Source organism: Waddliaceae bacterium (assembly GCA_018694295.1).
Classification (GTDB): Bacteria; Chlamydiota; Chlamydiia; order Chlamydiales; family JABHNK01; genus JABHNK01.
Window position 1 is genome coordinate 25064 of record JABHNK010000008.1, and the last position, 8495, is coordinate 33558.

10 protein-coding genes and 2 tRNA genes are annotated in these 8495 nt (G+C 43.1%); all 12 read right to left on the minus strand.

Annotated elements, in window-relative coordinates:
- Window positions 1–3: 3 nt before the first annotated feature.
- Complete coding sequence (locus HN980_00965; protein ID MBT6928058.1) at window positions 4–696, minus strand: 50S ribosomal protein L1; 693 nt, start codon at window positions 694–696, stop codon at window positions 4–6.
- Window positions 696–1289 (minus strand): 50S ribosomal protein L11, encoded by a 594-nt coding sequence (gene rplK / locus HN980_00970; GenBank protein MBT6928059.1) that lies wholly within the window; start codon window positions 1287–1289, stop codon window positions 696–698. Before rplK ends, HN980_00965 begins: the two co-directional genes overlap by 1 nt.
- A gap of 30 nt (window positions 1290–1319) precedes the next feature.
- Window positions 1320–1856: a transcription termination/antitermination protein NusG gene (gene nusG / locus HN980_00975; protein MBT6928060.1), complete on the minus strand. Its 537-nt coding sequence runs from the start codon at window positions 1854–1856 to the stop codon at window positions 1320–1322.
- A gap of 21 nt (window positions 1857–1877) precedes the next feature.
- A complete protein-coding gene (secE, locus tag HN980_00980) occupies window positions 1878–2117 on the minus strand; it encodes a preprotein translocase subunit SecE (GenBank protein ID MBT6928061.1) in 240 nt (79 codons plus the stop codon).
- Window positions 2118–2156: 39 nt separating this feature from the next.
- Window positions 2157–2229: transfer RNA gene (locus tag HN980_00985), tRNA-Trp, on the minus strand.
- 146 nt (window positions 2230–2375) lie between these two features.
- Entirely contained in the window at window positions 2376–3560 is a 1185-nt protein-coding gene (gene tuf / locus HN980_00990) for an elongation factor Tu (protein MBT6928062.1), read from the minus strand.
- A gap of 68 nt (window positions 3561–3628) precedes the next feature.
- Window positions 3629–3700: transfer RNA gene (locus HN980_00995), tRNA-Thr, on the minus strand.
- A gap of 101 nt (window positions 3701–3801) precedes the next feature.
- Entirely contained in the window at window positions 3802–4023 is a 222-nt protein-coding gene (infA, locus tag HN980_01000; GenBank protein ID MBT6928063.1) for a translation initiation factor IF-1, read from the minus strand.
- A 106-nt stretch (window positions 4024–4129) separates the two neighbouring features.
- Window positions 4130–4552 carry an NUDIX domain-containing protein gene (locus tag HN980_01005; protein ID MBT6928064.1) on the minus strand — a complete coding sequence of 141 codons (423 nt, stop codon included), beginning with the start codon at window positions 4550–4552 and terminating at the stop codon, window positions 4130–4132.
- 7 nt (window positions 4553–4559) lie between these two features.
- Window positions 4560–5807: a beta-ketoacyl-ACP synthase II gene (gene fabF, locus HN980_01010; protein MBT6928065.1), complete on the minus strand. Its 1248-nt coding sequence runs from the start codon at window positions 5805–5807 to the stop codon at window positions 4560–4562.
- Window positions 5804–6448, minus strand: coding sequence for an HAD-IB family hydrolase (locus HN980_01015; protein MBT6928066.1), 645 nt, complete (start codon window positions 6446–6448; stop codon window positions 5804–5806). Before HN980_01015 ends, fabF begins: the two co-directional genes overlap by 4 nt.
- A gap of 4 nt (window positions 6449–6452) precedes the next feature.
- A complete protein-coding gene (locus HN980_01020) occupies window positions 6453–8363 on the minus strand; it encodes a hypothetical protein (protein MBT6928067.1) in 1911 nt (636 codons plus the stop codon).
- Between the last annotated feature and the right edge of the window lie 132 nt (window positions 8364–8495).

An 8495-nucleotide genomic window follows, 5' to 3' on the forward strand; every position in this document is an offset into this window, starting at 1 on the left:
TCGCTATGTCAATTGTATTTCTTTTTCTTCGATTTTTATCCCAGGCCCCATTGTCGATGATATGAATAAGGACTGTATATATTTTCCTTTTACGGCAGCGGGTTTAGCGCGCCATATTGCTTTGAGGACAGTTTTTATATTGTCTACGATATTCTCGGCATCGAATGACAATTTCCCTACGGCGAGGTTTATCACGCCATGCTTGTCGAACTTATATTCTATTTTTCCGAGTTTCACTTCTTTTACGGCCTTAGCGACGTCCATTGTGACGGTCCCTGCCTTTGGTGTAGGCATCAGCCCTCTAGGTCCTAGGATTTTTCCTAGTTTCCCTATCTCTCTCATCATATCTGGCGTTGCGATGATGACATCGAAGCCTGTCCATCCGCCTTTTATCTTTTCGATAATCTCTTTATTTCCGACGTGGTCAGCGCCGGCGTCAATGGCCTCTTGAACTTTATCGCCTTGTGCGATGACAACTATTGATATTGTCTTGCCCGTGCCGTGTGGAAGCGTTACCGTTCCACGCACTTGCTGGTCGGCTTTTCTTGTATCGACGCCGAGTTTTATTGACATATCGATAGTCTCGTCGAATTTCAATGTCGGACATTTTTTTATTATGTCGACGGCTTCGGCGAAGGTATAGAGTTTGTCACTTTCGACGTTCTTTTTTATTTCTTTTGATCTTTTACTTATCATTATTTTTTTGTCTCTTGGCTTTCTTTAGTCTCTGTATTTTCTTTGCTCTCTGAGTTTTCGTCTGTCTTTTTGTTTTCTTCTTTATTCGCGTTAGCCTGTTCTTCTCTCATTTTTCTTTCTGCTATCATCTCTGGCGTCACGATTATCTCTGTACTTTCATCGTTTCCTACTATATCCACACCCATAGACCGTGCCGTTCCCATCACTACCTGCATTGCCGATTCTTCACATCGTGAATTCAGGTCTTGCTTTTTCTTTTTCACGATCTCTTTAACTTGGTTGATGGTGAGCTTAGCTACTTTGTCGCGGTTAGGCACTGCTGATCCCGACTCTATTCCTGCTTCTTTTTTTATCAAGCTTGACATCGGCGGTTGTTTTGTTACGAAGGTGAAAGACCTGTCGGCGTACACTGTTATCACTACGGGGAGAAGGTCTCCTGCTTTATCTTGCGTTCTGCTGTTAAATTCTTTACAGAATCCCATGATGTTAACGCCTGCGGCACCAAGAGCGGGTCCTGTAGGAGGTGCTGGATTAGCTTTCCCTGCCTGCAGTTGCAATTTTATTACTTTCGATATTTTTTTCTTTTTAGCCATCGGTTTCCCTTTATCCTGTTATCTTTACAACTATTCTTCAGTGACTTCTTCTACTTGCCACAGTTCGAGGTCATCGACACGTGTATCTCTTCCGAATATCGACACTTTCACGCTGATACGTCCTTTTTCGGGGAAGACTTCTGTTATTTCTCCAACGAAATTTATAAAGACGCCATCGATAATTTTAACTTTACTGCCAATTTCAAACTGATATTTCTGTGTAATGCTTTCTTTTTTATCTTTAAGGTCATCGAGTATCGATACCATCTCATTATCGGTCAGTGGCTGTGGATTCTCTCCGCCGAGGAATCCTATAACTCCGTTTGTATTTTTCACATACGACCACGAATCATCGTTGAGGACCATCTTTATTAAGAGGTATCCTGGCCACAGTCTTTTCTCTACGACCTGTCTTTTTCCATTTTTAACTTCTGAGACATTTTCAGTAGGAAGCAACACTTCGCTGATATCGTCGTTCATACCTTTGACATTACGGTTCTCTTCGAGAGCCTTTTTTGTCTTTTTCTCTAAGCTTGACATCACCTGTAGAACATACCATTTATGCATCATCGTATCTCTGTGTTTTTTTTATCCTACAAAGAACTTAAACATTATTCCTGCGACGGACAGTGCTTGTTGTATTACTACATCTGCACAATATATCACGAGGCCGAAGACAAACGTAGAAGCTACTACTATCTTCGTATATATTTTCAGTTCTTCTTTCGTTGTCCACGAAATCTTTTTGAGTTCTTCTTTGACATCTCCGACGAAGTTAAAATTCTTTGTCTTTGCTGTCTTTTTTATCTTCTGTTTTTTCGTTACCATATTATTACCGTATCGTCATTTTATGGTTAGAACTCACATCGAGTGCGGAGGGACTCGAACCCCCGACCGGCGACTTTGGAGATCGCTGCTCTACCAGCTGAGCTACACACCCTCGCAATGTCTTTTTTTTATAAGCCCGGGTCTCGCTTCAATATTTTTTTTATTGTATCGCATTCTCCGCGCGCTACCACAATATTTTGTGATATAGAAAGAAGTAGCAAAGTTTCCTTTGCTACTTCTTTATTATTTTCTGTGCTGTTATTCGATAATATCGGTAACAGTACCGGCGCCGATAGTATGTCCACCTTCGCGGATAGCAAAGCGCATACCTTTTTCCATAGCTATTGGTGTTATGAGTTCACCGGTAAGCTCGACGTTATCGCCAGGCATAACCATTTCCACACCTTCTGGTAGTGATACGGTACCTGTAACGTCTGTTGTTCTGAAGAAGAACTGTGGGCGGTATCCAGTAAAGAACGGCTTATGACGTCCACCTTCTTCTTTTTTGAGGACGTATACTGTGCCTTTAAATTTCTTATGTGGCGTGCATGTTCCTGGTGCTGCCAAGACCATACCACGTTGCACGTCATTTTTGTCGACGCCTCTTAGGAGGACACCTACATTTTCACCAGCGCGAGCTTCATCGAGTAGTTTGTTGAACATCTCGAGTCCAGTAGCGACAGTTTCGCGAGTGTCTTCGATACCGACGATCTGAATTTTATCGTTGATGCGTATTACGCCACGCTCAACACGGCCTGTTACTACTGTTCCGCGTCCTGATATTGAGAAGACGTCTTCGATAGGCATTAGGTAAGGCTTATCGACTTCACGTTCTGGTGTTGGAATTTTCTCGTCGACGACGCTCATCAATTCCATGATACCTTTTGTAGCTTCGGCATCACCTTCTAGAGCTTTCAGTGCTGAACCTTTTACGATAGGAGTATCCTCATATCCTTTTTCGGCGAGGAGTTCTTCAAGTTCCATTTCAACGAGTTCGATAAGTTCCATATCTTCTTCTGCGAGCATATCGACTTTGTTAAGGAAGACGACGATAGCTGGCACACCAACTTGGCGAGCGAGGAGGACGTGTTCTTTAGTCTGTGGCATAGCACCGTCTGTTGCTGCTACTACGAGGATAGCTCCATCCATCTGTGCGGCACCGGTGATCATGTTTTTAACGTAGTCGGCGTGTCCTGGGCAGTCGACGTGAGCGTAGTGACGATTTTCGGTCTCGTATTCTACGTGTGCCGAGTTTATCGTAATACCGCGAGCTTTTTCTTCTGGGGTGTTATCGATAGATTCGAAAGAACGAAACTTAGCACCTCCGGCTTCTGCAAGTGTTTTTGTTATTGCAGCGGTTAGCGTGGTTTTACCGTGGTCGACGTGACCAATGGTACCAATATTTACGTGTGGTTTATTCCTTTGAAAGGTTTCTTTTGCCATCTTTTTAAAATCCTCTGTTAAACTAAAACTGGTATAATAATTTCTTTATTGTTACTTACTTACAAACTTGCCCAGAGTAGGAATTGAACCTACGACCACTTGCTTACCATGCAAGTGCTCTACCCCTGAGCTATCTGGGCACAAAGTGCAGCTATAAAGCACACTCTCAGGGATGAAGAAACATACATTGTAGAGATCCTGCTAATATAAAGCAACACCTACGACAATATTTTTGTATATTTTATCTTTCTCTGTATGTAATACGTGCTTTTGTCAGGTCATATGGCGACAATTCCACCGTAACGGTATCGCCGACCAATACACGGATATTCCTCATCCGCATTTTCCCACACAGGTGGGCATGGACTTCCATCTTGTTATCTAGTACGACCTTAAAAGTCATATTAGGAAGAAGTTGTGTAACTTTTCCTTGAATTTTTATGGTATCTTCTTTTTTTCCCATAATCTTTTAGTAAATTTTCCTCAAAAAATGTAAGAACTAACACAGTTTCGTCGTATTGGGTGTTAAAAGTCAAGAGCTATCTTTTTAAAATGCTGCGAAGCAGCATTTACATTGAACATTGATCATTGAACATTGATAATGCCGCACAAAGTTTTTTTGTTTCTGGGAAGGAGACATACTGTTCAGCCTCTTCGACTTTTACCCACATGCTTTCGAGGACTTCGTCGTGTTGCAGTATTACAACACCTTCTACTTCTGCGATATAATATGTGACGGCTTTATCGAACGTTATATCATTTTTTGTGAAGGTATAATGTTCTTCAAGGGGCTCGGGTTTTACGAGTTTTACGATATCGAGTCCTGTTTCTTCGTGAAGCTCACGCTTTGCGGTATCAAGGGGTTGTTCATCTTTTTCTGGCCTTCCTTTAGGGAATCCCCAGTGTCCTTCGTAATGACGTGTTATTAGGACGTGCCATCCGTCGTCTTTTTTCTTAAGGGGTATTATTCCGTAGGAGCGTACTTTTTTCATGGCTTGTTCACGGGTTATATGGTGCTAAGATTATGGCGCTGTTATGTCCTCCGAATCCGAAGGAGTTCGACATTGCGGCGGTGATGTCGTGTTGTTCTGCTTTTTGTGGAGCGTTGAAGTCTGCGATTTCGGGTTCTGGGTCTTCGATATTTATCGTGGGGTGTATATTTCCTGTCGTTATAGCTTTTATTGTCGCTATAGCTTCGAAGCCTCCTGCTGCGGCGAGGCCATGTCCTATCATCGACTTCGTGGAATTTATTGTAAGGCTTTTGCGTGCTCCGAAGACGTCTTGCATTGCTTTTATTTCCGCCATATCGCCTGCTTGTGTCGAGGTACCGTGGGTGTTGATATAGTTAACATCTTCGGCGGCAATGCCGGCATCTTCGAGGGTTTTCTTCATACACAGCTTTGCTCCTGAGCCGTCGGGGCATGGGCTTGTCATATGGTATGCATCGCACGAGAAGCTTCCTCCTAGGTATTCCGCGTATATTGTTGCTCCTCGCTGTTGTGCGTGTTCGAGGTTTTCGAGGACGAGGACACCGGCGCCTTCTCCGGCGACGAAGCCATCGCGTCCTTTATCCCATGGACGCGATGCTTTTGTTGGTGCGTCGTTACGTTGTGATAGCGCCTTACACGCCATAAACCCTGCTATTCCCATCGGTGTTATCACTGCTTCGCCGCCACCGCAGAGCATGACGTCTGCATCGCCGTGTCGTATATGGTTTGCTGCTGACGTTATGCAGTAGTTTGCTGTAGCGCATGCTGTCGATATTGAGTAGTTTGGTCCTTTGAAGCCTGTTTCCATAGCGACGAAGGCTCCGCCCATATTTGTGATGATATGTGGCACGAAGAACGGCGACAAGCGGCGGCATCCTTTATTTACGACGGTTTCAACGCCTTTTTCGAACGACTTCATCCCTCCCATTCCTGATCCTATTATTACTCCGCATCGTGTTTTATCAAGGTTTGCATCTGAAAATTTTCCGTCGTCGAAGGCATTTTTTGCGGCGGCGGTGATATATATTATATAGTCGTCGAGGCGGCGCAGTTGTTTTTTATCGATATATTTGCTGGCGTCGAAGTTTTGCACTTCTGCAGCGATCTTTGTGGAGAATTCTTCGCATGGGAACCTATCGATATTTGTCACACCGCTTTCGCCGGCGAGGAGTTTGTTATAGTATGTATCGACGTCATCGCCGAAGCACGACACTATTCCCATCCCTGTAATGACAACGCGTTTTTTATCATTTCTCATAATATTTCCCATCCTTTTTTGCTAGCCAATGCCTTTAACGGCTTGTCGGGGTTTACAGCAACGGGTTGTCCTGCTATTTCTAGTAGTGGCACATCGATTATGCTGTCTGTATATACTGTGATGTTTTCTTTAGCTATATTTTCTTCGCGGGAAACTTTTTTTACGAAGTCGGCTTTGTCATCGCCTTCCCATATGCATTCTACTCCGCAGAGCTTTCCTTGTTGATCGAGGCCATATGTTGTCGCTCTCCATCGTTTTATTTCCAAGCGTTCTGCTATCTTTCCTACTATGAATGCTGGAGAGTTTGAGATAAGGTATACTATATGGTTTTCTTTCTGTGCTGTTCTGAGTCTATCTACAGCGGGCTTATATAGTGTTTTCGGAAGAATTTTATCGAGGAATGGGTCGACATATTTTACTATCGCCGCCAGTGATTTCCCTATGAGCATCCGTTTGAAGACGGCATCATGAAGTTCGCGTAGCGACATACCAAAGGCTTTATGTCTGATATAATACCATACGAGGTATAGCATTGAAAACAGTGATATCTCTTTATTGCGGTATAGGTATGCGCCGAAGCGGTAGCTGGCGTTTACCGAAAGAAGTGTATGGTCTAGGTCAAAGACGCTAAGTTTTTTCATGCCACTATTTTTCTACTTTTTTCTTCACATCTGCGATTTTTTTCTCAACTTTGGTGATGGTATTTTCGATGTCGTCGATACGTTCTTTTTCTTCTTTTATAAGCTCGTTATATGTCAGTGCTTTGTCGAAGTCCATACCCGAAGATGCTTTAATTTTGAAATGTTCTTCGAGTTTTTCTTTCATCGTCCTGAGCTTTCCTTTTTTCTCTGCGAGGGCTTGTGTCAGTGTGTCGAGGGCATCACGGTCGTCGTCGGAAAGGGCTAGCAGTGCTTCATCTTTTTTTCGTATTATTTCGTCGTCGACGGCACGCAGGCGTCGTTCCATCGTGATTTTCTCTGCTTTTGTCAACACCGATTCTTGAACTTTCTTTCTTAGCGTTTCTTTTTCGGAGATTATTGTGTCGACGTCATGTTCTCTAGCGGTGTCGACGAAAGCTTCTACTGCGGCGCGTATTTTTTCTTTTTGTTCATCTTGAATTTTACGTTTTTCTTCAGCTTTAGCGCGGTGTTTATCTTCTTCGGCTCTTTCTTTGTCGGTGATAATTTTCCGTGCTTTGGCAACTTTTTCTTTGAGTTTTTTAACATGGTCGTATGCTAACGTTATGGCGCGCATATCGACGGTGATATCGTTAAGGGTTTTTATTGCGTCGCGTCCTGACATTTCCCCTGTGCCATATTTTTCTTCGAAGGCTGTTATCTTTTCGAGGACGCTTTTATAGTTTTCTTTATACTCTTCGCGTTTATCGTTACGCTCTTTCCTGCGTTCTTTATCGATATCTTTTATGGCATCCCAGCATTTACTCAACTTTTTTCGTGTGCTGGTGAAAGCATTTGTGTTGAGTGTAAGGGTTTTCGCCAAAGACTGTAATGCTTTGATATCGTCGCGCAGCCCATATATCTTTCCTTTGACGCCATCTTCGGAGAAGTTCCTTTCGATAAAAGCATCGACGTCAGCGATAAACTGTGAGCTCAGGGTCTTGACAAGTTCTTTTCTCTGAGGGAAGATGTTGTCCCCTGCTGCAGAGAGTCTTTTGAAAAGCTTATTTTTAGCGCGTATCTTTATCTCTACTTTTATAAGTTCTTTTCTTAGGCTATTGATACGTTCTGAATATGCGTTGTATATCGTAAGTTTTCCCTGTATCGTCTCGTAGACGTCTATATTATTTTTTAGCTGTGGGGCTTTGATATCAATGACGTGGCGTTGTGCTTTTTCGACCTGTGAATCTATATCTTTGATTCCTTTCTCTACAGCGCATAGTGCTATATCTATCTGTTCGGCGGCGAAGGAAGACTGCTCGTCTTCGATATCTTTTAGGCTGCTTGCTTCACGGGAGAGCCTATCGAGTTCTTCCCACTTAGCCGTGCGCACATCGATTTTCATCTCTTCGCCGAAGATTGCTAGCGCCATGCGTCGTCCTTCCCAGAACTCTTTAAAGAACGGTCCTTCGCGGTGTGTTAGTGTTTCTTTCAAAAAATCTATGATACGTTCTATCTTTCCAGAGGCGTCTTTTTCAGCATCGATAGTGGAGGATAGTTTCGTCAAAGAAAGCGGCCCTTCTTTTTTCTTCTTTTCTTTCTTCTCGCGTTTAGGTTTTTCTTCAATGACAACGATTGCTGGTATAGGGATGTCAAGTTTAATGGTTTTATCGGCGGTCTTTTCGATAGCTTCGGGAGGCTTCGGTTCTTCTGTAGGCTGTTGTTCTTCGGAAGCCTGTGGTTCTTCTACGGCATGAAGATTTTCTGCTGATACGTCTTCGGGAAGTGCTATCACCTCTTCGGCTATAGCCTCTTCGGCGGTGATGTCTGCTGCTTTATCGTCAATGACAGGCGTTTGTTGTTCTTCGACAGCGACAGTCGTTTCAGTTTTGTTGAGTTCTGGAGTTTCTATTTTTTCTTCGACGATTTCTTTTTCCATGGTCAAGCACCTTTTTCAGTTATCAATGATCAATGATCAATGATCAATTAGTAAATTAGTAAATTAGTAAATTAAGATAACGATCTTATCTCGTATGGCGTTTTTTGTAAAGGATGAGAAAAACAAAAAAAA